General features: G+C 68.5%; 27 protein-coding genes and 1 rRNA gene. 9 read left to right on the plus strand and 19 right to left on the minus strand.

Going from position 1 to position 25358, the window contains the following annotated elements; translation table 11 throughout:
- Positions 1 to 7: 7 nt before the first annotated feature.
- The 5 genes from AB7E83_RS17605 to AB7E83_RS17625 all read right to left on the minus strand — a co-directional run bounded on the left by AB7E83_RS17605 (position 8) and on the right by AB7E83_RS17625 (position 3604).
- The gene (locus AB7E83_RS17605) at positions 8 to 742 is read right to left on the minus strand and encodes an alanyl-tRNA editing protein (protein ID WP_428571740.1); all 735 of its coding nucleotides are present in this window, start codon (positions 740 to 742) and stop codon (positions 8 to 10) included.
- 53 nt (positions 743 to 795) lie between these two features.
- Entirely contained in the window at positions 796 to 1386 is a 591-nt protein-coding gene (locus AB7E83_RS17610; RefSeq protein WP_428571741.1) for a class I SAM-dependent methyltransferase, read from the minus strand.
- A 45-nt stretch (positions 1387 to 1431) separates the two neighbouring features.
- Positions 1432 to 1776 (minus strand): GNAT family N-acetyltransferase, encoded by a 345-nt coding sequence (locus AB7E83_RS17615; protein ID WP_428571789.1) that lies wholly within the window; start codon positions 1774 to 1776, stop codon positions 1432 to 1434.
- A complete protein-coding gene (locus tag AB7E83_RS17620) occupies positions 1773 to 2201 on the minus strand; it encodes a YciI family protein (protein ID WP_428571743.1) in 429 nt (142 codons plus the stop codon). The genes AB7E83_RS17615 and AB7E83_RS17620 overlap by 4 nt, the downstream gene beginning before the upstream one ends.
- A 101-nt stretch (positions 2202 to 2302) precedes the next feature.
- Entirely contained in the window at positions 2303 to 3604 is a 1302-nt protein-coding gene (locus tag AB7E83_RS17625; protein WP_428571745.1) for an MFS transporter, read from the minus strand.
- 101 nt (positions 3605 to 3705) lie between these two features.
- On the opposite strand from AB7E83_RS17625, the gene AB7E83_RS17630 reads away from it, so the two are divergent.
- Genes AB7E83_RS17630 through AB7E83_RS17640 form a run of 3 tightly spaced genes read left to right on the plus strand, consistent with a single transcriptional unit; the run spans position 3706 to position 6129 of the window.
- Positions 3706 to 4791, plus strand: a complete 1086-nt coding sequence (locus tag AB7E83_RS17630; RefSeq protein ID WP_428571746.1) for an MBL fold metallo-hydrolase — start codon at positions 3706 to 3708, stop codon at positions 4789 to 4791.
- Positions 4788 to 5465, plus strand: a complete 678-nt coding sequence (locus tag AB7E83_RS17635; RefSeq protein WP_428571748.1) for a glutathione S-transferase family protein — start codon at positions 4788 to 4790, stop codon at positions 5463 to 5465. The genes AB7E83_RS17630 and AB7E83_RS17635 overlap by 4 nt, the downstream gene beginning before the upstream one ends.
- Before the next feature lie 13 nt (positions 5466 to 5478).
- Entirely contained in the window at positions 5479 to 6129 is a 651-nt protein-coding gene (locus AB7E83_RS17640; protein WP_428571791.1) for an NUDIX hydrolase, read from the plus strand.
- Positions 6130 to 6149: 20 nt separating this feature from the next.
- On the opposite strand, the gene AB7E83_RS17645 is transcribed toward AB7E83_RS17640, so the two are convergent.
- Entirely contained in the window at positions 6150 to 6293 is a 144-nt protein-coding gene (locus tag AB7E83_RS17645; protein WP_428571750.1) for a hypothetical protein, read from the minus strand.
- Positions 6294 to 6386: 93 nt separating this feature from the next.
- Here AB7E83_RS17645 and AB7E83_RS17650 point away from each other — a divergent pair, with 93 nt between their 5' ends.
- Entirely contained in the window at positions 6387 to 7205 is an 819-nt protein-coding gene (locus AB7E83_RS17650) for a creatininase family protein (protein ID WP_428571752.1), read from the plus strand.
- A 153-nt stretch (positions 7206 to 7358) separates the two neighbouring features.
- Complete coding sequence (locus AB7E83_RS17655) at positions 7359 to 7541, plus strand: hypothetical protein (RefSeq protein WP_428571754.1); 183 nt, start codon at positions 7359 to 7361, stop codon at positions 7539 to 7541.
- A 68-nt stretch (positions 7542 to 7609) separates the two neighbouring features.
- On the opposite strand, the gene AB7E83_RS17660 is transcribed toward AB7E83_RS17655, so the two are convergent.
- From AB7E83_RS17660 to AB7E83_RS17710, 11 genes are all read right to left on the minus strand, one after another.
- Positions 7610 to 7933 carry a KGG domain-containing protein gene (locus AB7E83_RS17660; RefSeq protein ID WP_428571756.1) on the minus strand — a complete coding sequence of 108 codons (324 nt, stop codon included), beginning with the start codon at positions 7931 to 7933 and terminating at the stop codon, positions 7610 to 7612.
- Between the two features lie 137 nt (positions 7934 to 8070).
- Positions 8071 to 8430 carry a thioredoxin family protein gene (locus AB7E83_RS17665; protein ID WP_428571758.1) on the minus strand — a complete coding sequence of 120 codons (360 nt, stop codon included), beginning with the start codon at positions 8428 to 8430 and terminating at the stop codon, positions 8071 to 8073.
- A 12-nt stretch (positions 8431 to 8442) separates the two neighbouring features.
- Entirely contained in the window at positions 8443 to 10074 is a 1632-nt protein-coding gene (locus tag AB7E83_RS17670; protein ID WP_428571760.1) for a phosphoethanolamine transferase, read from the minus strand.
- Positions 10071 to 10736 carry a phosphatase PAP2 family protein gene (locus AB7E83_RS17675; RefSeq protein ID WP_428571761.1) on the minus strand — a complete coding sequence of 222 codons (666 nt, stop codon included), beginning with the start codon at positions 10734 to 10736 and terminating at the stop codon, positions 10071 to 10073. The genes AB7E83_RS17670 and AB7E83_RS17675 overlap by 4 nt, the downstream gene beginning before the upstream one ends.
- Positions 10737 to 10853: 117 nt before the next feature.
- Positions 10854 to 11525 carry a histidine phosphatase family protein gene (locus AB7E83_RS17680; RefSeq protein WP_428571763.1) on the minus strand — a complete coding sequence of 224 codons (672 nt, stop codon included), beginning with the start codon at positions 11523 to 11525 and terminating at the stop codon, positions 10854 to 10856.
- Between the two features lie 167 nt (positions 11526 to 11692).
- Entirely contained in the window at positions 11693 to 12373 is a 681-nt protein-coding gene (locus AB7E83_RS17685; protein WP_428571793.1) for a VOC family protein, read from the minus strand.
- Between the two features lie 2 nt (positions 12374 to 12375).
- Positions 12376 to 13242 carry a PhzF family phenazine biosynthesis protein gene (locus AB7E83_RS17690; protein WP_428571765.1) on the minus strand — a complete coding sequence of 289 codons (867 nt, stop codon included), beginning with the start codon at positions 13240 to 13242 and terminating at the stop codon, positions 12376 to 12378.
- 7 nt (positions 13243 to 13249) lie between these two features.
- On the minus strand, positions 13250 to 13885 hold the full coding sequence (locus AB7E83_RS17695) for a glutathione S-transferase family protein (RefSeq protein WP_428571767.1): 636 nt from the start codon (positions 13883 to 13885) through the stop codon (positions 13250 to 13252).
- A gap of 2 nt (positions 13886 to 13887) precedes the next feature.
- Positions 13888 to 15075: a PLP-dependent aminotransferase family protein gene (locus AB7E83_RS17700; RefSeq protein WP_428571769.1), complete on the minus strand. Its 1188-nt coding sequence runs from the start codon at positions 15073 to 15075 to the stop codon at positions 13888 to 13890.
- Between the two features lie 11 nt (positions 15076 to 15086).
- Positions 15087 to 16007, minus strand: coding sequence for a DMT family transporter (locus AB7E83_RS17705; RefSeq protein ID WP_428571771.1), 921 nt, complete (start codon positions 16005 to 16007; stop codon positions 15087 to 15089).
- Positions 16004 to 16618, minus strand: a complete 615-nt coding sequence (locus tag AB7E83_RS17710; RefSeq protein ID WP_428571773.1) for a LysE family translocator — start codon at positions 16616 to 16618, stop codon at positions 16004 to 16006. The genes AB7E83_RS17705 and AB7E83_RS17710 overlap by 4 nt, the downstream gene beginning before the upstream one ends.
- A gap of 212 nt (positions 16619 to 16830) precedes the next feature.
- Between AB7E83_RS17710 and AB7E83_RS17715 the strand changes: the two genes are divergently transcribed.
- Complete coding sequence (locus AB7E83_RS17715) at positions 16831 to 18276, plus strand: PLP-dependent aminotransferase family protein (protein WP_428571775.1); 1446 nt, start codon at positions 16831 to 16833, stop codon at positions 18274 to 18276.
- Here AB7E83_RS17715 and AB7E83_RS17720 read toward each other — a convergent pair.
- Together AB7E83_RS17720 and AB7E83_RS17725 are read right to left on the minus strand one after the other, a co-directional pair.
- On the minus strand, positions 18273 to 19889 hold the full coding sequence (locus AB7E83_RS17720; RefSeq protein WP_428571777.1) for a phospholipase D-like domain-containing protein: 1617 nt from the start codon (positions 19887 to 19889) through the stop codon (positions 18273 to 18275). The two genes, AB7E83_RS17715 and AB7E83_RS17720, sit on opposite strands and share 4 nt — an antisense overlap.
- Before the next feature lie 82 nt (positions 19890 to 19971).
- Positions 19972 to 21834 (minus strand): ATP-binding cassette domain-containing protein, encoded by a 1863-nt coding sequence (locus AB7E83_RS17725; protein ID WP_428571778.1) that lies wholly within the window; start codon positions 21832 to 21834, stop codon positions 19972 to 19974.
- Between the two features lie 99 nt (positions 21835 to 21933).
- Between AB7E83_RS17725 and AB7E83_RS17730 the strand changes: the two genes are divergently transcribed.
- The 3 genes from AB7E83_RS17730 to AB7E83_RS17740 all read left to right on the plus strand — a co-directional run.
- Positions 21934 to 22386, plus strand: a complete 453-nt coding sequence (locus AB7E83_RS17730; protein WP_428571780.1) for a (2Fe-2S)-binding protein — start codon at positions 21934 to 21936, stop codon at positions 22384 to 22386.
- Positions 22383 to 24650: a molybdopterin cofactor-binding domain-containing protein gene (locus tag AB7E83_RS17735; RefSeq protein ID WP_428571782.1), complete on the plus strand. Its 2268-nt coding sequence runs from the start codon at positions 22383 to 22385 to the stop codon at positions 24648 to 24650. The genes AB7E83_RS17730 and AB7E83_RS17735 overlap by 4 nt, the downstream gene beginning before the upstream one ends.
- A gap of 592 nt (positions 24651 to 25242) precedes the next feature.
- Positions 25243 to 25358, plus strand: a 16S ribosomal RNA gene (locus AB7E83_RS17740); the annotation flags it as partial.

Below are 25358 nucleotides of genomic sequence, written 5' to 3' on the forward strand. Positions count from 1 at the left end.
ATCGGGTTCACGCGAAGCCGAGGACGACTCGGCGCGTGCTCGCGCTTTTCTTCTCGATCTTCGTCACCACCACGGCCCCGATCTCGCGCGTGTTCGCGACGTGCGTGCCGCCGCAGGGCTGGTAGTCGACCTCATCGCCGATCCGGATCGTGCGGATGCGGCCCGTGCCGCGCGGAGGCTGCACCGACATGCTTTTCACGAGCGCCGGGTTCGCGTCGAGCTCGGCGTCGCCGATCGCGCCAATGGCCACCGGATGCGCCGCTGCGACGAGTCCGGCGATGCCCTGGGTCAGCGCGTCCTTGTCGAGCGGATCGGTCATGTTGAAGTCGAGCCGCGCGTAGTCCGCCGTGATCGAGCAGCCATTGACTAGCTGCGGCACCAGCTTGCACAGCAGGTGCGTGGCCGTGTGGAAGCGCATGTGGCGAAAACGCCGCGCCCAGTCGATGCGTGCCGTCACCTCGTCGCCGGCGCGCAGTGCCGCCAGCACGGCCTCCTGGCCGGTCGCGGGAACATGAAGGATGCCCGCCGTGGGCCGGCCTTCGGCGTCCTTGCATTTGCGGGTGTCGGCGATGGCGAGGGTGCGGCCGTCGGCCAGCACGAGCTCGCCCGCATCGCCCGCCTGCCCGCCGCCCAGCGGATAGAACACCGTGCGGTCGAGCACGACGCCGGCCTCGTCCGCCGACACGACGCGGGCCGCGCACTCGCGCAGGTAGGAGTCTTCGCGGAACAGCTCTTGGGTCATGCCCGCATTGTCCGCATTCCGGGGAGACGACGCTGCCGCGGGGTCGGCGGGGGTCAGCGGGCGACGACTTCCCAGACCACCTTGGGCTTCTCGTAGCGGAAGATCGTGCGTTCGACGCAGGACAGCACCTTCCAGCCCTCGAACATCTCCAGCACCTCGTCCTTGTCGAAGAAGCGCTTGCGGCTGCTGTAGGTGTCGTGGACTTCGTAGAAATGCCGCTCGATCGCTCGGCCGCCCGAGTCGGCGCCGTGCAGCACGTCCCGCGTCGAGTTGAGCCGGCACAGCATCACGCCCCAGGGCGGGCGCAGCACGCGGCGGATCTCCTGCATGGCCGCCATGGTTTCCGCCCACGGGAAGTAGTGCAGCGACAGGCTCGCGATCACGGCGCCGAACGTGCCGTCGGCGAACGGCAGCGGGTGGCGCAGGTCGTGGCGGATCAGGCCGACGCCGGGTGCGGCGGAAGCGCAGACGCGCAGCGCGTCCATCGATACGTCGGTGGCCACCACGCGGAAACCCTGAGCCTCCAGCCATGCCGTGTCGCGCCCGTTGGCGCAGCCTATTTCGAGCACGCGCCCGTTGCCGCCGGCAGCCTTCAACAGCTTCATCCAGCGGTCGATCCAGAGGTCTTCGCGGTCGATCACCATGGCGTGCATTGTGACTCGACTTCGCGCGGCTCGATGCCGCGCGGCTCAGGACGCGAGCAGGTCGGCGTAGTCCGGATGCTTGGCGATCCAGCCCGCGATGAATTCGCACCGGGCCTCCACCTTGCGGCCCTGCGCGCGCACGTCGTCGAGCGCGGCCCTGGCAAGGCGCGAGCCCACGCCCTTGCCTTCGAAGGCGGGCTCCACCTTGGTGTGCGTGAAGACGACCCGGTCGCCCTCCTCGCGGTATTCGGCAATGCCGGCAAGTGTCTCGCCCTGGCGCAGTTCGAACCTGTGCTGCGCGGCGTTGCGGGCGAATTGGAAGTCGGATGAAGTCATGGAACGAGTGTCCCACCGTTGACGGGGCGCGTGCGGCCCCGCGGGCGAGTTCAGCCGCCGCCGCCCCCGACCTTCTGCCTCAGCCGTTCTTCCTGCTCGCGCAGCTCGGGCGTGAGTTCGGCGCCGAAATCCTCCGTATCGAACACCTGGCGGATCTCGATCTCGGACTCGGTGAGCATCGGGTTCGGGCACTTCTTCACCCACTCGATCGCCTCCTGGAGCGACGCGCACTTCCAGAGCCAGAAGCCGGCGATGAGTTCCTTGGTCTCGGTGAACGGGCCGTCGATCACGGTGCGGTTCGCGCCGGAAAAGCGAACTCGCGCGCCCTTCGAGCTCGGGTGCAGGCCCTCGCCCGCCTGCATCACGCCGGCATTGACCAGCTGTTCGTTGAACTGGCCCATCTGGGTGAGCATTTCGGTGCTGGGCATGACGCCCGCTTCGCTGTCGGCGGTGGCCTTGACGATGACCATGAAGCGCATGGTTTTCTCCTGGTTGGCGATTCGGAAGGTTGGCGTTCTATCACCCCGACGTTTCCGCCCGCGCGAAATCGACATTCCGCGCGGGAAAGATTTCGCGCGAATCAGGCCGCCGTCGCCAGTCGCGGCCTTCGGATCGCCGAGAAGCTCACGGCGGCCACCAGGCACATCACGCCCGCCGCCAGGAAGGCCGGCGCATAGGTGCCGAGCTGGTCGCGCGTGACGCCCGCCGCGAACAGCATGAGGCCCGCGGCGACGTGGTGCGAGGCGAAGATCCACGCGAACACCGCCGGGCCGAGGTCGGCGCCGAAGGTCTGCACGGTCAGGCGCACCGTGGGTGGCAGGGTCGCGATGAAGTCCAGGCCATAGATGACCGCGAAGACCATCAGCGCGAACACCGACACGTTGGCAGACACCAGCCAGATCAGCGCCAGGCCGCGCAGGGCGAAGTAGCCCGCGAGCAGCCAGCGATTGTCGTAGCGGTCGCACAGCCAGCCGGAGCCGATGGTGCCCACCATGTCGAAGACCGCGATCACGGCCAGCAGCCATGCCGACATGCCGAGGGGAATGCCCATGTCGCCGCAGAAGGGCACGAGGTGCGACTGCGTGAGGCCGAAGCTCGAGACGCCGCAGATCGCGAACGTGAAGGCGAGCAGCCAGAAGGTGCGCGTCTTCGCGCCGGCCGCCAGCGCGGCGACGCTCAGCTGCAGGAAGTTCGCCGTCGGCCGCGGCGGCACCGGCACGGGCGCGGTCGCGCCCACGGGCTGCAGCCCGATGTCCTGCGGACGGTCGCGGGCAAGCCAAAGGAAAAGCAGCCACGACACCAGCACCCCCGCCGAGGGGATCATCAGCGCCAGGCGCCAGCCCCAATGCTGGCTGACCCACGCCGCCAGGGGCATGAAGATCAGGGTGCCGGTGGCCACGGCCGATCCGAGCAGGCCGATGGCGAGGCCGCGATGCGCCACAAACCAGCGCGCGGGTACCACGGCCGTGAGTTGCATCGCGGTGATGCCGGGCGCGAGCCCGAGCAGGATGCCCATGCCGAGCCACAACTCCCACTTCGTCGTCATGTTGGCCGACATCAGGAGTCCGACCATCAGCAAGGCCCCCGAGATGGCGACCATGCGGCGCGGACCGTAGCGCAGCATGAGGCCGCCCGCGAGCGGCGCGCACAGGCCGAACAGCGCCAGGCGCAGACCCTGCGGGGCGGACAGCTCGCCGATGCTCCAGCCGAGGTCCTGCGACATCGGCACGATGAGCACGGCGGGCACGCCGAGCGCCGATGCCGAGAAGAGCGCGAAGGTGAAGGCCAGGGCAAGCATGACCCACCCGTAGTGGACTTGCGAGCCGGCGAAGGGCGCGGGGATCCGGGCGACCGGATCGGGGAGGTCGGACGGGGTGGTCATCGCCGCAGCATATCGGCCGCGCTGCAGACCATCGGTCGAAGGGGCATTGCGGGCGCCGCATTCGGCGCGGGTATGCTGCGCGCAGTTAACGGAAGGGTTCCATGCGACGTTTCACCTGCGGCTGGCTCGTGCCGCTCTTCGGTGCGCTGCTGCCGTTCGGCGCGGCCGCGCAGGACTGCGAGCCGCGCCACGCGAAGTCGGCGCAGGCGGCGGGCGAATGCAGGTTCCAGAATCCGCCGAACCCGATGGCGAAGCCGCACCGCTCCAGCTGGGACATCTGGTCGCGCATGCTGCTCGAGAAGAAGCACGGCACGGTGCCCGTCGATCCCGTGCCGGTGCGCAGGCAGGATCGCGCGGCGCTCGATGCGCTCGATGTGTCCGCGAACCACATCATCCGGCTGGGACATTCCTCGCACCTGCTGAAGCTGCGCGGCAAGTGGTGGCTGATCGACCCCGTCTTCGGCCCGCGCGCCTCGCCCGTCACCTGGGCCGGCCCGAAGCGCTTCCACGAGCCGCCGGTGGCGCTCGCGGACGTGCCGCAGATCGAAGGCCTGATCCTGTCGCACGACCACTACGACCACCTCGACGTGCCGACCATCGAGGCGCTGAAGGACCGCGTGCAGCGCTACTTCGTGCCGCTCGGCGTGGGCGCCCGGCTGCGCGAGTTCGGCGTGGCCGCCGACCGCATCGAGGAGTTCGACTGGTGGGAGGAACGCAAGCACGGCGAGATCACGATCACGGCCGCGCCCGCGCAGCATTTTTCCGGGCGCACACTGTGGGACCGCAACAAGACGCTGTGGGCATCGTGGTCGATCCGCAGCGGCAACGAGCGCATCTTCTACAGCGGCGACACGGGCTACTTCCCGGGCTTCAAGGACATCGGCCAGCGGCTCGGCCCCTTCGATGTCGCGCTGATGGAAAACGGCGCCTACGATTCGTACTGGCCCACCGTCCACATGACGCCCGAGGAGACCGTGCAGGGCTTCCAGGACGTCGGCGCCCGCATGCTCTACCTCGTTCACAACAGCACCTTCGACCTCGCCTTCCACACCTGGCAGGAGCCGCTGCAGCGCGTCGCGGCGCTGGCGGAGCAAAAAGGCATCGTGCTCGCCACGCCCGAGATCGGCGAGGCGCTCACGCTCGGCAAGCCGCGCGCCAACAAGAAGTGGTGGGAGGGCATGAAATGATCGTCGTCCACCATCTGAACCTGTCGCGCTCGCATCGCGTGCTCTGGCTGCTCGAGGAGCTGGGCCTGCCCTACGAAGTGCGCAACTACGAGCGCGACGAGAAGACGCTGCTCGCGCCGCCCGAACTGCGGCAGGTGCATCCGCTCGGCCGCTCGCCCGTCATCACCGACGGCGAGCTCACGCTCGCGGAGTCGGGGGCGATCCTCGAATACCTTGCCGAACGCGAGGCTTCGCCCTTGTCGCCCCTGCCCGGCTCGCCGGAGCGTTCGCGCTACCTGTACTGGTTGCATTACGCCGAGGGCTCGCTGATGCCGCCGCTTTTCGTCAAGCTGCTGTTCGACCGCATCGAGACGACGCCGGTGCCCTTCTTCGTCAGGCCGATCACGCGCCGCATCGCGCAGCAGGGTCGCGACTCCTATGTGGTGCCGACCTTGACGCGGCACATGGATTACATCGAGGCCGAGCTCGGCGAGCATGCCTGGTTCGCGGGGGAGCACTTCACCGCGGCCGACATCCAGATGAGTTATCCGCTGGAGGCCGCGCGGCGTCGCCTCGGCCTGGAGCGCTATCCGCGCGTGCGCGAATTCCTGGAGCAGGCGCGCTCGCGCCCCGCGTTCCAGCGCGCCGTGGCCCGTGGAGGAGAATTCGGGATTCCCGCGTTCAAGAAGAAATAGGTTTCCCGTGGTGATGGACGATGCGTTGCGCGACGCCATGCGGCAGCGCCTTCAGGCTTTCGAAGTACACCGTGCCGCGCATGGCGCCAACAGCCATGCGGCCGTGGCGCTGGCGGTGGCCGAGGAGGGCCTGGGCGCAGGCCTTCCCGGCTTGTCGTCGCCCGCCGGGTGGAGCCGCGAGGCGGCGCTCATCCTCACGCGGCGCGCCCGGACGCTGAGCCGCCATGCCGGCCAATGGGCGCTGCCCGGCGGCCGCGTCGATACCGGCGAGTCGGACGAGGCAGCGGCCCTGCGCGAACTCGCCGAGGAGGTCGACCTGCATCTGGAAGCCAGCGCGATCCTGGGCCGCCTCGACGACTACGTCACGCGCTCCGGATTCGTGATCTCTCCGGTGGTGGTCTGGGCCGGCGCCGCGCGCGAACTCAAGCCGAACCCGGGGGAGGTGGCGAGCATCCACCGCATCCGGCTGCAGGAATTCATGCGCGCCGACGCGCCGATGCTCGAAGCCGGCGACGACCCCGCGCGCCCGATCATGCGCATGCCCCTCGGCGCCGACTGGATCGCGGCGCCGACCGCGGCCCTGATCTATCAGTTGCGCGAACTGCTGGCGGGACGCGTGACGCGGGTGGGGCATTTCGACCAGCCCGAATTCGCGCGGCGGTAAGCGGTCGCCCGCCTCTCGCGTCACTGCTTGTTCTTCAGCTTTCCCTTGGGCATCACCGTCGTCATCGGCGGCATCGGCCGGTCGGACTTGTTCTCCGTCGGCGGCGAGGTGTCCTTCTTCGGTTTCTTGGCCAGCTTGTTGCTGCGTTGTTCGCCTTTGGGCATGTCGATCTCCGTCCTGTGTTCGGGCTGCATTTTCTTCGCGCGCCGCCCGATTGCAAGCGTTTTCGGCCTGCATGCCGGCTTTACACTGACCGGATGACGCTGCCGTCCCGCTATTGGGCCGATCTCGCCACCACGGATTTCGCCTCGCTCGACGTCGATGCGACCGTGGCCGTGCTTCCCGTCGGCGCGACGGAGCAGCACGGGCCGCACCTGCCGCTGCGCGTGGACCAGGCGCTGGTCGACGCGATGGTGCAGGCCGCGCTTGCGCACCTGGCGCCCGGGCTGCCGGTGCTCGTGTTGCCGACGCAGCAGGTCGGCTACAGCCCGGAGCATTCACGCTTCGCGGGGACCCTCACGCTGTCGTCTTCGACCGTCGCGGCGACATGGATCGAAATCGGCGAGTCGGTCGCGCGTGCCGGCGTGCGCAAGCTGCTCGTTTTCAACGCGCATGGCGGGCAGGCGAGCCTGCTCGACATCGTGGCGCGCGAACTCCGCACGCGAGCGAACATGATCGTCTACGGCTGCAACTGGTGGAACCTGCCGCTCGGCGAAGCGGTCGAGGGCCTGTTTTCCGCCGAGGAGCACCGCTTCGGCGTGCATGCGGGCGAGATCGAGACCTCGCTGATGCTCGCCATCGACCCGCGACGCGTCGCAATGCAGCGCGCGAAGCATTTCCATTCGACCTCGCAGGACCGTGCGGCCGCGCATTCGATCCTGGGCAACGGCCGCAGCGCCAAGCTCGGCTGGCACATGCAGGATTACAACGCGCAGGGTGCGGCCGGCAATGCCGCCGCCGCCACCGCCGAGAAGGGCCGCGCCGTGCTCGACGCCACGGGTCGCCAGCTCGCGGCGTTGCTGGCCGAGATATCCTCGCTCCCCATGTCGACACTGGTCGACCTTCCCGCTTCCTGAGGGCGCCGATCGGCGTACCGACGAACGTCGAGAGGCTGGCGGCTCGTCCGTGCATTAATCCGTTGCCGGTGTGCCACACGCAGGGCGCTTTGTGCGTTCCGTCACAGCGCTTTCACCTGAGCTTGCCTAGACTGCAAATCACAGGTGACCACCATGCGCTATTTCTCCATCTTCTCCGACAAGGCATCGCCGGATCAGCCGGTGGAGCCGAAGCGCCTCGACGCTTCGGGGGAGCCGGAGCGCTGGCGCACGCAGCTGCCCCCAGCCAGCTCGGCCAGGGCGGGCGAGCCGCCCGACGATCTCGACCAGCGCGTGCGCCTGGTGGGCGAGTGGTGAAGTGAAAAAAGGGCGCCCGGGCGCCCTTTTTCAATTGCGCGTGAGCGCTCTTGCCGCTGGTGGCCGGTTCAGTGCGACCCGCCGGAATTGCTCGCGTGGCTGGTGCCGGTGTCCGAGGAATTGCTCATGTTGCCGGCGATACCGGAACTCGCGGATCCGCCCGACGCGCTGCCCTGCATCGCGGCCTTGCGGTTCGCGCTGCGCGCCTGGCCGCCCTTGCGGCCCGCCTCGCGCGCCTCTTCGGACGTGAACTCATGGGCCGTGCCCTTTTCATGAGCGGCGCGGCCGCCTTCGCTGGCAATCTCGCGCTGGCGCTGCGGGTCCATGGATGCGAAGCCGCGGTTGCTCTTGCCGCTCTTGCCGCCCGGATTGCCTTGATTGTCGGAAGCCATGGTCTCGATCTCCTTCGAAAAGCTGGATTGGAAGTACTGGCCCCTTGCTCTTGGGCCATGGTCCGATTGAGCTTGTGGGCGCTCGCCTCGCTCGTCAGGCGCGAAACCCGTCCGTTGTAGGACGCCGGCTTGCGCCTCTAGAGGTTGGCGGCTGGCACAGCCTGTACGCGCAGCCTCTGCAGCAGGGCCTGTGCAGCCGGCGAGAGCGTGCCCCCCGCGTGCGCCTCGGTCTGGAGCGAACCGAGGAGGCGGGCAAGCTGGGCAGCCGAAGGCGCGATGGGTCCGAGGAAACGAGCCTCGTCGCCCCGCGCGACAAGAACGGTGGGAAAGGTCTCGATGTCGACGTCCCCCATCGCATCGGCCTCGTCCTCGACGTCGACCCAGGCGAAGCGCACGTCGGGATGCGCGCGGGCGGCCGACTCGAATTGCGCGCGCCAGTCCCGGCACACGCCGCACCAGCCTGCGCACAGGCAGATCACCCACCACGCTTCATGCATGACCCAGTCTACTCACTGGGGCCGGCAGGCCGCGTAGGCATCGAGCGAAGAGTCGTAGACGGTGGTGCGCACGTCGAGCACGCCGAGCACGGAATGAAAGTAGTGGTCGTGCGACAGCCGCACGTCGCGCCTATGCTGCAGGCAGTCCGACGCGATGCCGGTGCGCTGTTCGAACGCGGGCGAGAACCAGCTTACCCAGGGGACCTGCAGCTGGACCCGTGGTGCGATGGCGCGCGGCAGGCCGTGCAGGTACAGATTGTTCTCGCCCAGCGATTCGCCATGGTCGGCCACATAGAGCATCGCCGTGTCGAAGCCGGCCGAACGCTCGCGCAGCCAGCCGATGGTCGACGAGAGCAGATGGTCGACGTAGGCGATGGAGTTGTCGTAGGCGTTGACGATGGCGGCGCGGTCGCAGTCCGTCAGACGGTTGCTGACGCATTCGGGCTGAAAGCGCTTGAAGCCGGCCGGCGAGCGCCGGCTGTAGGCAGGCCCATGGCTGCCCATGGGGTGCAGCACGACGACGACGCCGCGCTCGCGGGCGGCAGCGGGCAGCGCCGCGATGCGCGCGTCCAGCCGGCGCAGCAGGATCTCGTCCTGGCATTCGCCGTCGCGGCAGAGGTCGGCGTCGGTCTCGCCGACCGTGCTGGCCTGGGAGATCCGGTCGCACACGCCCTTGCAGCCGCCCTGGTTGTCGACCCACAGCACGGCGAGGCCCGCATGCTGCAGGACGTCGAGCAGGTTTTCGTGCTCGGCGTCGCGCGCGGCGAAGCGCTCGCGGCCCAGGTGCGAGAACATGCAAGGCACCGATGCCGCCGTGCTCGTGCCGCAGGACTCGACGTCGCGGAAGCTCGCAACGCCGACTGCCGCGAGTTCGGGCGTCGTGTTGCGCGGGTAGCCGTTGAGCCCGAAGTTGCCGGCACGCGCCGTCTCCCCGAGCACGAGGACGAGAAGCGGCGGCCGCTGCCCGGTCGCGCCGAGGCGGGCGTCGCGTCCGAGCGGCTCGAGCCGGCGCGCGTCGCGTCGCAGGGGTTTGACCGCCAGCTGTCCCACGGCGTACACCGTGTTCAGCGGATTCATCAGGTAGCGCAACTGCTTGTGGTTGCGCATGGCGGAGGCGAGCGGCTGGAAGCAGGCCATGACGACCACGGTGCCGAGCAGGAGCGCCGCCAGGGCCGAGGCGACGTTGCGAAATATCCGCTGCCGGTCGAATGTGAGGTCGAGCGGCGTGCGCCACACCAGCCACGCCGGCAGCGCAGCGCCCCAGATAGCCGAGAACGCGAGCCCCGGGCCCAGCAGGTCGGCGGATTCGCGGCGATCGCTCTGAAGGGCGTTGAGCAGCATGCCGCTGTCGATCACCACGTGGTACTGCAGCATGAAATGGACGCCGATGGCGCTGGCGAACAGCAGCAGCCACATGGCCGGCTTCAGCCAGCCACGCCAGGCGAGCAGGCTCAGGAGCGCGACGAGCACCGCCGCGATGACGAGGGCGAGCGCCCCCGCCAGCGCCCAGCCCGACGCATCGTCGAAGAACGCGAGCTCGCCGAACTCGCGCCAGAGCGGCACATTGCCCACCGTCGCCATCCACAGGCTGCAGACGACGACCAGCGCAAGCGGCCGGGCGAGAAAGCGGTCGATGCGCTTCATGCGCGTTGCGCCTTGCGCGTGCGCACGATTTCGTCGATGACCCAGGCGAGGGTGAAGCAAAGCCACGCGGTCCACAGCGTGTGGCTCATGAAGTGAGCGCCTCGCGCCTGCTGCGCGAGGCCGAAGACCAGCCCCGCCCCCAGCGCCGCAGCCAGCCATCGGCGCGCCATGCGCGCGTCGATGTCGCGGAAGACGAAGTACCCGCCGACGAACGCGAAGCCCGAGCTGGCGTGACCGGCGGGAAAGCAGTGTCCCGGGCCGCCATCGGCGACACGGCTCCAATGCGAGACATGCCGCGCGAGGCCGCCGAAGCCCGCGAGGTCCCAGGGGCAGCTGGTCGTGCTGAAGCCCTTGAGGACCGAGATCGCGAGCGCGGCGACGAGCGTGGTGGCCGCGAGCTGCGCCCGCCGGCGCAAGGGCAGTCGACGCAGCGGCCCGAACGGCCACCGGATGCCCACGCACAGCGCTGCGGCCGCGAGCCAGGAGACGCGCCGGCCGCCTTCGTGAAGCAGGCCGGAGAGCAGCCAGTGGTCGCGCAGCGGGAAGGCGCCTTCCGGTGCGAGCGCACGGGCCAGCGCGATGTCCCAGCCGGACGCGTCCCAGGCGAGGAGGAGGGCGAAGGCGGCACCCACGATCACGCCGGTGCGGGAGGAAGTCGACATGGGGCCGATGCTCGCGCCCCTGTCTTAAGTCATCCTTAACGTGCAGTCGAGCGCCTCGACGCCTGTCGTCCTCGACGACGGGCGGCCACTACCGTTCCATCGGCTTGGGCTTCGGCCTCAGGCGTACGTGATCCAGCCGTCGTACTCGGCCGCATCGAGATGCGGCAGGCCGTTGTAGGTGACGAGCATGTGCCGCTTCGGCGTGAAGGCGAATTCCGTGATCGAGGTGTTGCGGATGCGCAGGTTGAGCTCGATCGTGGTTTGCGGCGGCGTGTTCAGCACGTGGCCGACTGCGGTGGAGATGGGGCCGCCGCTGGAGACGACGAGCACGTTCTGGCCGTAGTGGTTCTGGCGCACGTGATCGAGCGCGCCCGCGACGCCCTTCACGAAGTCCGCGTACGACGGCATGCCGCGCGGGCTCGCCGTGCCCGCCATCCAGCGCGAGAGTCCGTCGCGCAGCAGCCGGAAATGGTGGCGGTACATGTCGGAGTCGGCGGGCTTGTCGAGCTTGCCGTCATGCACCGTCGCGATCACCGCGTCGCTGTCGTATTCGTTCAACCCGTCCCACGCGAGGTGCTCGCCGGCGAGGTTCATCCCGCGCAGGATGCCCTCCAGCGTCTGCTTGTGGCGCCGCAGCGTGCCGGCGATGAGGGCATCGAAGCGGATTCCCTTGTGCGCGAAGTATTCGCCGAGCCTCACGCTCTGGCGATGGCCGAGCTCGCTCAGCTGGTCGTAATCTTCCGCGCCGAAGGAGGCCTGGCCGTGACGAACGAGGTAAAGCGTGCCCATGCCCGCGATTCTGCCGAAACCGCATGGGGCGCGGGACCACGGCGTGTCACGCGCTTGTCCGTCCGACATGCGTGCGCCTGCGCGGTCTCATCGGCCGCGTTGCATTGGCGGCATGAATTCCGCGACCGTCCGTCACGCGGCTTCGACGTCTTCGCGCCGGTACTGCATCACAGACCTCGCGATTCGAGTTGAACGCGGCCCCGCGGCGTGAACAGGGTTGCGCACAGATTGGCGGCACCGGGAGCAACGGTGGCCGCATGCAGGCCGATGGCTTCATATGCCGCGGCCAGCTTGGGCGCCTGCGGATGCGTGACCGCGAGCGAGTGCAGGGTCACCCCGCACTCGGGCAGGGCGGGCGCGGGGTGCCGCGCGCCCCACTCGATCAGCGTCGGCAGGCAGCCGTCGAACGTGCGGTGGCCGTCGCCGCGCACGGTGATCTTCCACTCCAGCAGGCCGCGCGCGGTCATGCGCGATGCGGGGACCACCTCGCCGCGTTCGATGTCCAGCGCCTTCAGTTCCTTCGTGGCGGCGGCGACGTCCGCGACGCTCGCCACGAAATGCACGAGCCTCGGCCCCTCGCGGCGGATGGTCGAACGCATGGCTTCGTCGTCCATGTCGAACCAGCGACGCCGACCGCCTTGCGGCGCCGCCGCGGGATCGATCGCGATGATCTCGAGATACGCGCGTGGATGGTCGACGGTAGCGATGCGAAGCAGGCGGTTGTGCGTGCCCATCAGCGGATGCTCGCCGCCGGGGCCGGGCGTGACGCCGAGCGTGGCCTCGCACCACGCCGCGCCCTCGCCGAGGCTGGCCGCGACGACGACGAGGTGGTCGATGCGGGCCGGCAGGTTCACAGGTTCACCGTCCCGTCGATGCAGGTGACGGACGTGCCGCCGACCCAGATCTCGCCGTCGGCGGCGCGCTCGACATGCACGCGGCCCGCGCGGCCGAGCGCCGTGCCCTGGCTCGCCACGTAGTCCGGCGGTGCAATGCCGTCGCCGATCAGCCACTGCGCGAGCGCGGCGTTGAGGCTGCCGGTCACGGGGTCCTCGGTCATGCCGTTGTTGCCGGGGAAGAAGGCGCGCACTTCGAACGCGCATTCGTCGTCGCCGCTGTGAGCGCCGATGACGCCGACCTTGCCGCGCGGGCCGACCACGCCGATATCCAGTCCGGCGAGGACGGCGGCGTCGGGGCGCAAGTCCAGCACCTGTTGCGCGGAGCGCAGCATCACGCCGCGCCAGTTCGGTCCGTTGTCGCACCAGGCATGCGAGACGATGTCCGTTCGCGCAACGCCCAGCCCGCGTGCGATGAGCGACACATCGGCCTCGTCGAGCGGGCCGCGCTTGCGCAGCGGCGGCGCCGCGAAGGCGAGCCGGCTTCCATCGCGGCGGAGCTTCACGAGTCCGATGCCGCACTCCTGCACCACGAATTCGCCGCGTGGCTTGCCTCCCGCCTGCAGCCATGCGTGGCAGCTGCCGAGCGTCGGATGTCCCGCGAATAGTAGTTCGCGGCCCGGACAGAAGATGCGGACCCGGTAGTCCGCGCCCGCATGCGTCGGCGGCAGCAGGAACGTCGCCTCGGAGAGGTTCGTCCAGTTCGTGAAGTGCTGCATCTCCTCGGTGGACAGCCCCTCGGCGTCGAGCACGACGGCCAGCGGATTGCCCCGGTAGGGCACGGCCGTGAACACGTCGACCTGTTTGAATGCGCGGTGCTTCATGAAGAATTCAGGTGAGTGGCAGGTCGAGGACGCCGGCGGCGGCGGGCCTTGCGCGAAGTCCCTCGTACCAGCGCTGGAGGTTGGGACGCGGCTTGTGCGCGAGCGGCAGGCCTTGCCAGCGGTGGGCCTCGCACGCGAGGGGGATGTCGGCCATGGTGAGGCGGTCGCCCGCGATGAACGCGCGCTTCGACAATTCCGCGTCGAGCCGGTCCCAAAGCGGCTCGCTCGCAGCGACCGAGCGGTCGATCAGGTCCTGCTGCCGTTGCGACTCGGGAACGCGGATCAACTGGAGGAATGCGTCGCGGCCCGCGCCGTTGAGCGTGGTCTGCTGCCAGTCCATCCAGCGCTCGGCGTCGAAGCGGGCGCGCAGGTCGAGCGGGTACATGCCGCCCGGGTCGTGCTTCGCGCACAGGTAGCGAACGATGACGTTCGACTCGTAGAGCGTGAACCCATCGCCTTCGCCCTCGCGCTCGTCCAGCAGCGGCACGAGCGAGTTCGGATTCTTCGCCTTGTATTCCGGCGTGTCGACGATGCCGAAGTCCGCGCCCGCGTCGATCCGCTCGAATTCGAGGCCGAGGAGTTGCGCCGCCAGCACGGCCTTGCGGACGTTGATGGAGGAGATGCGGCCCCAGATGCGCAGCATGTTCAGCGCTTCGTTGCTTCGCGGATCACCTGCGCGAGCGCGGCGACGCCGGTGTCGATCTGCTCGTGCGACGCGGTGACGAACGAAAGCCGCAGCGTGCGCGCGTCGGCGTCCTCGGCGTAGAAGGCCGCGCCGGGCACGAACGCGACGCCGCGGTCGACGGCCTTCGGCAGGAGATCCACGGCGGACACGCCCGCGGGCAGTCGCGCCCAGAGAAACATGCCGCCCACCGGCGTGTTCCACGTCACATCGAGTCCGCGCATTTCGCGCGCGAGCGCGGCCAGCATCGCGTCGCGCTGGCTGCGGTACAGCGCGCGGATGGTCGGCACATGGCGGTCGAGGAAGCCGTCCTTGAGCACGTCCGACACCATGCGCTGATTGAAGCTGGGGCTGTGCAGGTCGGCCGCCTGCTTCGCCTGCAGCAGCTTCGGGAAGATCGCGGGCGGCGCCACGAGGAAGCCCAGGCGCAGGCCCGGCGCGAGCACCTTGGAAAACGATCCCAGGTAGACGCAGCCATCCGGGTTGCGCGCGGACAGCGGCAGGGGCGGCGCCGCATCGAACCACAGGTCGCCGTAGGGGTTGTCCTCGACGAGGGGCAGGCCCAGCCGTGCGGCGCGCGCGGAGAGCGCGGCCCGGCGCGCCTCGCTCATCGTGCGGCCGGTGGGATTCTGGAAGTTCGGCAGCACGTAGAGAAATCGGGCGCCCTCGGCCTTGCCGTCGAGGTCTTCGACGCGGACGCCCTCGTCGTCGCTGTCGACGCTCACGATCTGCGGCTCCATCGGCGTGAACGCCTGCAGCGCGCCGAGGTAGGTGGGCGTCTCGACGAGCACGCGACTGCCGTGGTCGACGAGGATCTTGGCGACGAGGTCGAGCCCCTGCTGCGAGCCGGTGGTGATCAGCACGTGGTCGGGATCCACCTTCCACGGCAGCATCGCCGCGACGGCTTCGCGCAGCGGCCCGTAGCCTTCGCTCGCCGCGTACTGCAGCGCGGCCGCGCCGTCGCTGCGCAGCACCTGCGCGCAGGCCTGCGCGAAGGCATCGACCGGGAAGGTCTTCGGCGAAGGCAGGCCACCCGCGAAGCTGATGATGCCGGGTCGTTCGGTGACCTTGAGGATCTCGCGGATGAACGAGGGGTTCATAAGTTCGGCGCGGCGCGCGAGCGTCCATGGCTGCGCGGATTCTTTTGGCATGGCGTCGGGTTTCATGGTGTCTCCAGCTTTTTCGGGGGTGCAAGGGGGCGCACGGGCATTCGCTTGCCGAGGAAGACGGTGGCGATCACGGCGAGCCCGAAGCCCACGGTCGTCGCATCGAGCCGCTCCCCCAGCAGGGGCACGGCGAACAGCATACTGAGGAATGGCTGGACGAGTTGGACCTGGCTTACCCGCACGGTGCCGCCGAGCGCGAGGCCGCGGTACCAGGCGAAGAACCCGATCCACATCGAGAACACCGCCACGTAGGCGAAGCCCCACCATGCCGAGGGCGGCACCGCGGCGCGCGGCATGGCGTGGAAGGCGAGCGGCGCCGTGGCCGGAAGTGCGATGACGAGCGCCCAGCAGATCACGTGCTCCGCGCGCATGCGCTGCGACAGGTGCGCGCCGAACGCATAGCCGATCGCTGCGCAGCCCATCGCGGCGAGCAGCAGCAGGTCCGCGACGTGCAGGGTGGCGCCCGTGGCCGATGCCTTCACGAGCGCGAACGCCACGACGAGCGCGCTGCCCGCAAGGGCGCAGAGCCAGAACCCGGCCGAGGGCCGCTGGCGATGCAGGAGCGCGCCGACCGCCGCCGTGGCGAGCGGCAGCACGCCGACGATCACGCTCGCATGCACCGCCTCCACGTGGCGCATCGCGATGGACGTGAAAAGCGGAAAGCCGAAAACCACGCCGGCGGAAGTGACGGCCAGCGGCAACCATTCGGCGCGCCCGGGCAGCGGCGCGCGCGTCGCGATGAGGAACACCGCCGACAACGCCGCCGCCACGACGGCGCGGCCGAGCGCGATGAACATGCCGGACATCTGCGGCGCCTCCGGCGTGCCGACCGCCAGGCGCGTCATCGGCAAGGTGAGCGCGAAGATCGCCACGCCCGCGAAGCCGAGCCAGAGCCCGCGAATTTCGTCGGACCTCATGCGACGAGCAGCCATGCCGCGGTGACGACGAGCACGGCCGCGAGGCCGCGATTGAACCAGAGCAGGCGCTGGCCCTGCGACAGCCATTCGCGCAGGAGCGAGCCGAGCACCGCATAGGTGAAATTGCTCGCGAAGGCGAAGAACATCATGATCGCGCAGATGATGGCGAGGCGCTCGCCGGGGTTGGTCGAGGGCTGGCCGCCCGCGTTCACGACCCAGCCCGCGGTGAGCGTGAGCGCGAGCATCCATGCCTTGATGTTCACGAACTGCAAGCCGACGCCCTGCCAGAAGCCGACGTCGAGGCGGCTCGCGTCGACGGTCGCGAGCGACGCGGCGCGCGACACCTTCCAGGCCAGCCAGAGCATGTAGGCGACGCCCGCGATCTTCACGCCCCAGCGCAGCGCGGGCACGCCGAGCACGAGCGCGCCGAGCCCGAGGCCGCTGGCGGCCATCAGCAACGTCCAGCCGGCGGGCACGGCGAAACAGAAGCGCAGCGCGCGGGCGAGCCCGAGATTGGCCGCGAGCGCGGTGGACAGCGTGGTGTTCGGCCCCGGCGAAAAACTCATCGCCGTGCAGAAGACGAGCAGTGCGGTCAGCTCCGCGGCGCTCACTGGACGGGCCCCCGCGCGATGGGCCGCGGGTGGGTGAGCCTCGGGGTGCTTGCGCAGTTCATGGAGAAAGCGTGTCTTGCCGTTGCATGAGGTTCACTGTAATCTGCGATACCAATACACGACCAATACACTTCGCCAGATCACCGGCCATTCTGTATTGCCCGACGTGTCAGTACACGACACCGCACGTTTTCCCATTCGGAGCGCCCATCATGCTCATGAAGACCTCTTCGCAGTCGCTCACCGAGCAGCTCGCCGCGCGTTTCGCGGAACGCATCCGCAACCATCTGCTCGCGCCCGGCGCGCGACTGCCTTCGGTGCGCCAGTGCGCCGAGCAACAAGGCGTGAGTCCGTCGACCGTGGTGGCCGCGTATGACCAGCTGCTCGCGCAGGGGCTCGTGGAAGCGCGGCGCAACCGCGGCTTCTTCGTGCGCGAAGCGGTGCGCGGCGAGGCGCCCGCGGCGCGTTCGCGCGAGGCGCCGCCGTCGTCCTTCAGCGCCGCGCACTGGGTCACTCGGGAGCGCGGACCGGCGCCGGTGAATGCGACATCCCTCATCCGCGGCATGTTCCACAAGATCAGCGACAAGCCTCAGCCGGGCATGGGCGTGCTGCCGGCGGAATGGCTCGAGTCGACCTTCATGCCGGCGGCCGTACGGAGAGTGACCTCTACGAAGATGCTTCACGAGTTCTCGTCGCAGTACGGCGAGCCGATGGGCGATTCGGGGCTGCGCCGGGCGCTGGCGAAGAAGCTGGCCGACGTGAGCGTGCCGGCGTCGCCGGAACAGATCATCACGACGGTCGGCGCGACGCATGCGCTCGACATCGTCAGCCGAACGCTGCTCTCGCCCGGCGAGCCGGTGATGGTCGAGGAGCCCGGATGGGCCGTGGAGTTCGCGCGCCTGAACGCGCTGGGCATGCGGCTTTTGCCGGTGCCGCGCGGCGCCGACGGGCCCGACCTCGCCGTGATGGCGAAATACTGCGAGCTGCACCGGCCCAAGCTGTTCGTGAGCGTGAGCGTGTTGCACAACCCCACGAGCTACTGCCTCACGCCGGGCAGCGCGCACCGTGTCCTGCAGCTCGCGGCTAAGCACGATTTCCACATCGTCGAGGACGACACCTACAGCCACATCGCGCCGCCGCATGCGCCGCGCCTGTCGGCGCTCGACGGGCTGCAGCGGACGGTCTACGTGAGCGGCTTCGCGAAGATCCTGGCGCCCAACTGGCGCATCGGCTTCATCGCCGCGCCGACCGCGCTGGTCGAACAGTTGCTGGACACCAAGCTGCTCGCGACCCTCACCACGCCGGCGCTCCTCGAGCGGGCGCTCGCGCTGTGCATCGAGCAGGGCCAGTTGCGCCGCCACGCGGAGCGCATCCGCACGAAGCTCGACGCGGCCCGCAGCCGCAGCGTCAAGCTTGCGTTGAATGCCGGCTGCACCTTCGTCGCGGAACCGGCGGGCCTCTTCGGCTGGGTCGACACCGGCGTCGATACGGATGCGATGGCGCAGCGGATGCTCGATGCGGGCTACCTGCTCGCCCCCGGCGCGCTTTTCCACGCCGAGCGCAAGCCCGGCACGCTGATGCGCATCAATTTCGCGACGACGCAGGACGCCGCGTTCTGGAAGCGCTTCTCGGAGATGCGGCGCGAAATGCGCGGCTAGAGCATTTCCTCCGGGGCGAACGGTCCGATCAGGGTCACGAGTGCGCGCATCTTGAGCGGCGCGTCCGGCTCGCCGGTGCTGTCCTTGAAGGGCGCGCCCGGCGGCGCGCGCCACACGAGCTTGCCGCTGCCGAGGTCGAGCCGATAGGCGTTGCTCGCGACCGTGTCGTCCACCTGCTTGAGCACCTGGGCCGCGAAGGGCGCGCTGCGGATGACGAGCGCCACTTCGCTGTTCTGGATCTGCGAGCGCAGATCGAGATTCATCGAGCCGACGATCGCCAGGCTGCCGTCGACGACCACGGCTTTCGTGTGCAGGCTCGCGCGGGAGCCCTTGCCGCTCGAGCCCGCGGCGGCGAGTTGCGGCGTGGTCGCCGGATCGACGCGCATCTCGTGAAGCTCGATGCCGAGCTTCAGCATGGCTTCGCGGTAGCGCAGGTAGCCGGCATGGGCGGCAGGCGCATCGTTGGAGGCCATGGTGTTCGTGAGCATGCGGATGCGCACCCCGCGTTGCCGAAGTTCCGCGTAGACCGCCATCATCTGCGGCCCCGGCACGAGGTAGGGCGAGACGATGACGACTTCGCGCCGCGCCCCGCGCATGATCGACAGCAGGCCGTCGATCACGGTGTCGCCGGCGTCTACCTCGTCGTCGCCCGGCGCGATCTTGCCGGGCTTGTCGCCGAGGAAGGTCGACGGCGCCCAGACCAGCGGCACGGTCCGCAGATCGAGCGGGGGCTTGGCGGCGGCCTGCGCCTCCGCGCGTGAGATGTTCGGCAGGATCGTCGGCGAATTCGCGGAGACGGCCGCCAGGGGCTTGGCACGATTGGGGGAACCGTCGGCCGTCGCGCCGCCCCCGGGCAGCGCCTGCAGGCGCTCGAGATCCTCCTTCGACAGGATCGCCTGGACCGGATAGGCGAGCGGGTCGTTCCAGTAGCGGTCGAAACTCGTCGACATCTCGCGCACGACCGCGCCCGCGGCCAGCACGTCGAGGTCGACGAAGTTGAGCTTTTCCCCCGTGCCGAAGAAGCGGTCGCCGATGTTGCGTCCCCCGGTGATGCCCCAGGCGTTGTCGGCGATGAAGAGCTTGTTGTGCATCCGCTTCTGGATGCGCGGGATGTCGTGCAGCGAGGTCATCACCCGGCCGAACAGGTTGTTTCGCGGGCCCGGCAGCGGATTGAACAGGCGGACCTCCACGTTGGGCTCGAATCCGAGCCGGAGCACCTGCGCGTCGTCGCCGACCGAGTTGAAATCGTCGAGGAGGATGCGCACTCGCACGCCCCGTCGGGCCGCCTGACGAAGTTCCTGCAGCAGCGTCTCGGTGCTCGCATCCGCGTGGATGGCGTACGACTGGATGTCGATCGTGCGCTCCGCCCCCTTCGCCAGCGCCAGCCGGCTCGTGTACGCCTGTTCCATGACGTCGATGAGCTTGAAGCCCGAGGCGCTGCGCGATCCGGATTCGGCGCGACGCGTCTGCACGAGGCGGCCGAGGGCCGTGGCGTCGGGCGCGCTCCAGGCCTGCGACGGTGGGCGCGGCCCGTTGGCAGGAAGGCTCGCGCACGCGGTGGCGCAGAGGAGGAGGATCGACATCGCGATCCAGTGAATGATGCGCAGGCTCATGGCCGACTCAATGTAGCCCGCGTCGATGAGCTTCGGGGGACGGGGGAGTCAGCCGTTCGAGGCAATCGGTGACGGACGGGGGCTACACGTTGCCGAGGTCTTCCCAGCGCTGCAGCGCGGCCGTCAGTTCGTCGTCGATGGCGGCCCCGCGCTGGGCGAGGGTGGCTGCGCGCCCCGGGTCGCTCGCGTAGAGCGTGCCGTCCTGCAACTGGCCTTCGATCGCCTTCTGCTCCGCTTCCAGTGCTTCTATCCGGGCGGGAAGCGCATCGAGTTCGCGCTGTTCCTTGTAGCTCAGCTTGCGCTTCGCGGGTCGCGCCGGTTCCGTCTTCGTATCGGCCGCCTTCGGGGCAGCGGCCGGCGCAGTCGCCGCGAGCGCGGCGCGGCTGCGTTGCGACTGGGTCAGCCAGTCGGTCACGCCCCCCTCGTATTCGCGCCACCGGCCCTCGCCCTCGAAAGCGATCGTGCTGGTCACGACGTTGTCGAGGAATGCCCGGTCGTGGCTGACGAGGAACACGGTGCCGGGGTAGTCCTGCAGCAGTTCTTCGAGGAGCTCCAGCGTGTCGATGTCGAGGTCGTTCGTGGGCTCGTCGAGCACGAGCACGTTCGCGGGGCGCGCGAAGAGGCGAGCGAGCAGCAGGCGGTTGCGCTCGCCGCCGGAGAGCGAGCGAACCGGCGAGGAGGCCCGGGCGGGCGAAAAGAGGAAATCGCCGAGATAGCTCTTGACGTGCTTGCGCTGGTTGCCGATCTCGATCCACTCGCTGCCGGGGCTGATGAAGTCCTCGAGCGTCGCGTCGAGATCGATGGCAGCGCGCATCTGGTCGAAATAGGCGACGTTCAGATTCGTGCCCAGACGCACGCTGCCGCTGTCCGGCGGCAACTCCCCGAGGATCAGCTTGAGCAGCGTGGTCTTGCCCGCGCCATTGGGGCCGATCAGCCCGACCTTGTCGCCGCGCAGGATCGTGCTGGTGAAGGCGTCGACCACGATCTTGTCGCCGAACGCCTTGCGCACGTCGGTCAGCTCGGCGACGAGCTTGCCGCTGCGCGCGCCGGCGTCGAGGTCGAGCTTCACGCGGCCGACGGCGTCGCGGCGGGCGGCGCGTTCGGCGCGCAGCCGCTGCAGGCGCACGATGCGGCCTTGTGCCCGCGTGCGTCTCGCCTCCACCCCTTTGCGCACCCAGACCTCTTCCTGCGCGAGAAGCTTGTCGGCCTTGGCGCTGACGACGGATTCCTGTGCGAGTTGCTCCTCCTTCAACGTCTGGTAGGCCGTGAAATTGCCGGGATAGGAGCGCAGGCGGCCGCGGTCGAGTTCGACGATGCGGGTGGAAACGCGATCGAGGAAGTGGCGGTCGTGCGTGATGACGACCAGGCTGCCCCGGAACGCGAGCAGCAAGGACTCGAGCCAGTCGATGGAGTCGAGGTCGAGGTGGTTGGTCGGCTCGTCGAGCAGCAGCACGTCGGGCTGCCGCACCAACGCCTGGGCAAGCGCGACCCGCTTGCGGTTGCCGCCGGAGAGCGTATCGATGCGCGCCTCGGGATCGAGATGCAGGCGCTGCAGCGTTTCTTCGACGCGCTGCTGCCAGTGCCAGCCGTCGCGCGCTTCGATGCGGCCCTGCAGTGCGTCCAGGTCGCCCTCGCCGCTCGTGTACTGGTCCACCAGCGCGATCACGTCCGCAAGACCGTCGCGAACGGCCTCGAACACGGTGGCATGCGAGTGGAGCTGCGGCTCCTGCGCGACATATGCGCTTTGCAGTTGCTGCTGGCGCTGGAGGATGCCGTCGTCCGGCTTCTCGAGTCCGCCGAGGATCTTCAGAAGCGACGATTTGCCGGCGCCGTTGCGCCCGATCAAGCCGACGCGTTCGCCGGCTTCGAGCGCGAAGTCGGCATGGTCCAGGAGGGCGACGTGGCCGAACGCGAGCTGCGCGGCGGAGAGGGTGATGAGTGCCATGGGGAGCGGCGATTATCGTGCGAGCGCCGCTGGGCCGGCTCGCCCCCCTATCCCCGTGATGGCGTGCTGGCTATAGTGTCCCGCTCGAGGAGGGTTCGCATGGAGCTGCAGATCAACGGCCGCGTAATGCAGGCCGACGTCGAACCGGACATGCCTCTGCTCTGGGTGCTGCGCGACGTCCTGGGCCTGACGGGCACGAAGTACGGCTGCGGCATCGGGGACTGCGGCGCATGTACGGTGCGCGTGGCGGGGCAGGCGGTGCGGTCCTGCGTCACTGGGGCGGCAAGCGTCGCGGGCAAGCCGATCCAGACGATCGAGGGCCTCGGGACGGCGGCGAAACCGCACCCCCTGCAGTCGGCGTGGATCGCGGAACAGGTGCCGCAGTGTGGCTATTGCCAGAGCGGGATGCTGATGGCGGCCGCCTCCCTGCTGGAGCGAAAGCCGCGGCCGACCGATGCCGACATCGACGCGTCGATCACGAATCTCTGTCGCTGCGGGACATACCAGCGCGTACGCCTCGCGATCAAGCGCGCGGCCGGGTCCAGAAGTTGAAACGGCGCGCGTGGCTCCTGGGTTCGGCGGCAGCGACGGGTGCGCTGGTGGTCGGCTGGGGCTTCATCCCTGCGCGCTCCCGGCTTGGCGCAGGTGCACTGATGTTGCCCGAAGAGGGGCACGTCGCACTCAATGGCTGGATCAAGATCGCCTACGACGGCGCCGTGGTGCTTGCCATGCCGCGCAGCGAGATGGGCCAGGGTGTGCATACGGCGCTTCCGATGCTCGCGGCCGAGGAACTCGACGTGCCGCTCGCCCGAGTGCGCATCGAACAGGCGGGAGCCGACGCCATCTACGGCAACGTGGCGATGCTCTTCGGCAACCTGCCGCTGCACCCGCAGGACGAAGAGCGCGAAGACGGGTTCGGGCGCGCGAAGGCGGCGCGCTGGATCGTAGGCAAGGTGGGGCGTGAACTTGGGATCAACGCGACGGGAGGATCCTCGAGCGTCGCCGATGCCTGGGACGTCGTGCGCGCGGCCGCGGCGACCGCTCGCGCTTCGCTTCTTGGCGCGGCATCGCTGCAGTGGCGACTGCCGGTCGCCGATCTCGCCGTCGTCGACGGCGTCGTGTCGCATCCGTCGGGCAGGTCGATCGGCTACGGCGCGCTTGCACGATTTGCCGCGGCGACGCCGCCGGGCAAGGTTTCGCTCAAGGCTCGCGAGAACTGGAGGCTGATCGGGCATGCCGCGCCGCGGCTCGATGTGCCTGACAAGGTGAACGGCCGCGCAACCTACGGAATCGACGTCCGTCTGCCCGGCATGAGGTTCGCCGCCATCCGCCTGTGTCCCATCCTCGGCGGCGCGACGGGCCGGGTCGATGCTGGGGCGGCGCTCGCGATGCCGGGTGTGGAGCGGCTCGTCATGCTGCGTGCCTATGCCGGCTCGGCGCCCGGATTCGCCGTGGTCGCGCGTACCTCGTGGCATGCAATGCGCGCCGCGCAAGCCGTGGAGGTGGAATGGCGGCCCGGGACGGGAGACACGCGCGATTCCCGGAAGATTGAAGCGATGCTGCGGCAGGCCTTGTTGGAAAGGGATGGCTACACCTTCCACGAGCGCGGCAACATCGAGCAGGCACGGACCGTTGCTGCAAGCAACATCGATGCGACCTATGCGGCGCCTTACCTGGCGCACCTCACTCTGGAGCCAATGAACGCCACGGCCCGCGTACGCGATGGCGTGGTGGACCTCTGGTTGCCGACGCAGGTGCCGCAGATGTGCCGCGACGCCGCTGCCCGTGTTGCCGGCGTGCCGAGTTCGAGGGTGAACGTGCATGTCACGCTGCTCGGCGGTGGCTTCGGCCGGCGGCTGGAGGTCGACTATGCGGCCTATGCCGTGCGCGTGGCCATGGACTGCGGCGGCGCACCCGTTCAGTTGCTGTGGCCCCGCGAGGAAGATACGAGGCACGACTTCTTCCGACCCATGCAGGTAGCGGCCCTTTCCGCGTGGTTCGACCGGGAATCCGAACCCACCGCACTGTCGATCCGTTCGGCGGGCGACGCCATTTCGCCGCGCTGGTTCGAGCGCGCCCTCCCTCGATTCGCTGGGCCGGTGGACCTGCCCGACAAGACCGCGTCCGAGGGCCTGTTCGACTTGCCCTATGCGTTCGCTCATCAACGCATTGCTCACGTGGCGACCCGGATGGATGTGCCGGTCGGGTTCTGGCGCTCGGTGGGGCACTCGCACAACGCCTTCTTTTCGGAGTGCTTCGTCGATGAAGTGGCACACCGGACGGGCCTCGACCCCGTAGAGATGAGACGCCGACTGTTACGCGATGCGCCTCGTCATCTGGCTGTGCTGTCATTGGCGGCGGAGAAGGCGCGTTGGGGTACGCCACTACCGGCGGGAAGAGCGCACGGCATCGCGCTCCACGAGTCGTTCGGATCCGTGGTGGCCGAGGTCGTGGAGCTTTCACTGAGCGGAGGGCGAGTGCGAGTGCATCGCGTCACCTGCGCGATCGACTGCGGGACCGTCGTCAATCCTGCCATCGTCGCCCAGCAGATGGAGAGCTCGGTGGTGTTCGGTGCGTCTGCAGCCCTCCATGGCCGAATCGACATCGAAGGAGGACGGGTCATTCAGGGGAACTTCCCTACGACGCCGCTCCTCAGATTGGCTGCGGCGCCGCAAGTAGAAACCTGGATCGTCAAGAGCGAGCGAACTCCCGGCGGCGTGGGGGAGCCCGGCGTTCCCCCGGTCGCGCCGGCAATTGCGAATGCATTGTTCGCACTCACCGGGCAGCGGCGCAGGACGCTCCCGCTTGAAGGCTGAATTTTTCGCTCTGCATTGCAGTCGCCAAAAATCTCGTGCTATAGTCGCGGGCTCCGCTGATGAGAGCAAGGCAAATCGCCGAAAACGATTCGCACTGCAGCAAAGGCGGAGGGGGTGAAAAAGGTTTTGAAGCTAAAAACCTTGAGTTGACTGGGGAGAAAAACCCGGTATAGAATTCAAGGCTCTGCTGAGAACGCCGCGAGACACGAAGCAAATGCTTCTCGATTCGCAGCAAGATCGGCGGGAAGCAAAAAAATCTGCTTCGAGTTGACCGGGACGAAAGAAACGGTATAGAATTCGAGGCTCTGCTGAAAACGCGGCGAAGCACGAAAGTGATGAGCAGCAAATCGGTAGAAACCCCAGCGGTTGACGGGTCATTCTGAAAACTGCGATAATTCAAGGCTTCGCTGATCGCAGCGAAAGCAGCAAAGAAAGAAGCAAAAGCTTCGATCGATGCAAGCAGGTTCGTTAAAAATATACAGCCGATAAGCGTGGGCGTTTGATGGCAACTGCCAAGTTCTTCGGAACAAATCAAACGCTCTACGAAAAGAAGTGAAGTTCACTTCGATTCCTATGAGCAAAAATCAAGATCGAACTGTAGAGTTTGATCCTGGCTCAGATTGAACGCTGGCGGAATGCTTTACACATGCAAGTCGAACGGCAGCACGGGGGCAACCCTGGTGGCGAGTGGCGAACGGGTGAGTAATA

The sequence above is a fragment of the Ramlibacter sp. genome (genome assembly GCF_050250995.1).
GTDB lineage: Bacteria > Pseudomonadota > Gammaproteobacteria > Burkholderiales > Burkholderiaceae_C > Ramlibacter.

Excerpts from the sequence above, each read along its gene's own strand:
- AB7E83_RS17605 (WP_428571740.1), bottom strand. The coding sequence starts at position 742 with ATGACCCAAGAGCTGTTCCGCGAAGACTCCTACCTGCGCGAGTGCGCG.
- AB7E83_RS17610 (WP_428571741.1), bottom strand. The coding sequence starts at position 1,386 with ATGGTGATCGACCGCGAAGACCTCTGGATCGACCGCTGGATGAAGCTG.
- AB7E83_RS17620 (WP_428571743.1), bottom strand. The coding sequence starts at position 2,201 with ATGCGCTTCATGGTCATCGTCAAGGCCACCGCCGACAGCGAAGCGGGC.
- AB7E83_RS17625 (WP_428571745.1), bottom strand. The coding sequence starts at position 3,604 with ATGACCACCCCGTCCGACCTCCCCGATCCGGTCGCCCGGATCCCCGCG.
- AB7E83_RS17630 (WP_428571746.1), top strand. The coding sequence starts at position 3,706 with ATGCGACGTTTCACCTGCGGCTGGCTCGTGCCGCTCTTCGGTGCGCTG.
- AB7E83_RS17635 (WP_428571748.1), top strand. The coding sequence starts at position 4,788 with ATGATCGTCGTCCACCATCTGAACCTGTCGCGCTCGCATCGCGTGCTC.
- AB7E83_RS17640 (WP_428571791.1), top strand. The coding sequence starts at position 5,479 with ATGGACGATGCGTTGCGCGACGCCATGCGGCAGCGCCTTCAGGCTTTC.
- AB7E83_RS17645 (WP_428571750.1), bottom strand. The coding sequence starts at position 6,293 with ATGCCCAAAGGCGAACAACGCAGCAACAAGCTGGCCAAGAAACCGAAG.
- AB7E83_RS17650 (WP_428571752.1), top strand. The coding sequence starts at position 6,387 with ATGACGCTGCCGTCCCGCTATTGGGCCGATCTCGCCACCACGGATTTC.
- AB7E83_RS17655 (WP_428571754.1), top strand. The coding sequence starts at position 7,359 with ATGCGCTATTTCTCCATCTTCTCCGACAAGGCATCGCCGGATCAGCCG.
- AB7E83_RS17660 (WP_428571756.1), bottom strand. The coding sequence starts at position 7,933 with ATGGCTTCCGACAATCAAGGCAATCCGGGCGGCAAGAGCGGCAAGAGC.
- AB7E83_RS17665 (WP_428571758.1), bottom strand. The coding sequence starts at position 8,430 with ATGCATGAAGCGTGGTGGGTGATCTGCCTGTGCGCAGGCTGGTGCGGC.
- AB7E83_RS17670 (WP_428571760.1), bottom strand. The coding sequence starts at position 10,074 with ATGAAGCGCATCGACCGCTTTCTCGCCCGGCCGCTTGCGCTGGTCGTC.
- AB7E83_RS17675 (WP_428571761.1), bottom strand. The coding sequence starts at position 10,736 with ATGTCGACTTCCTCCCGCACCGGCGTGATCGTGGGTGCCGCCTTCGCC.
- AB7E83_RS17680 (WP_428571763.1), bottom strand. The coding sequence starts at position 11,525 with ATGGGCACGCTTTACCTCGTTCGTCACGGCCAGGCCTCCTTCGGCGCG.
- AB7E83_RS17690 (WP_428571765.1), bottom strand. The coding sequence starts at position 13,242 with ATGAAGCACCGCGCATTCAAACAGGTCGACGTGTTCACGGCCGTGCCC.
- AB7E83_RS17695 (WP_428571767.1), bottom strand. The coding sequence starts at position 13,885 with ATGCTGCGCATCTGGGGCCGCATCTCCTCCATCAACGTCCGCAAGGCC.
- AB7E83_RS17700 (WP_428571769.1), bottom strand. The coding sequence starts at position 15,075 with ATGCCAAAAGAATCCGCGCAGCCATGGACGCTCGCGCGCCGCGCCGAA.
- AB7E83_RS17705 (WP_428571771.1), bottom strand. The coding sequence starts at position 16,007 with ATGAGGTCCGACGAAATTCGCGGGCTCTGGCTCGGCTTCGCGGGCGTG.
- AB7E83_RS17715 (WP_428571775.1), top strand. The coding sequence starts at position 16,831 with ATGCTCATGAAGACCTCTTCGCAGTCGCTCACCGAGCAGCTCGCCGCG.
- AB7E83_RS17720 (WP_428571777.1), bottom strand. The coding sequence starts at position 19,889 with ATGAGCCTGCGCATCATTCACTGGATCGCGATGTCGATCCTCCTCCTC.
- AB7E83_RS17725 (WP_428571778.1), bottom strand. The coding sequence starts at position 21,834 with ATGGCACTCATCACCCTCTCCGCCGCGCAGCTCGCGTTCGGCCACGTC.
- AB7E83_RS17730 (WP_428571780.1), top strand. The coding sequence starts at position 21,934 with ATGGAGCTGCAGATCAACGGCCGCGTAATGCAGGCCGACGTCGAACCG.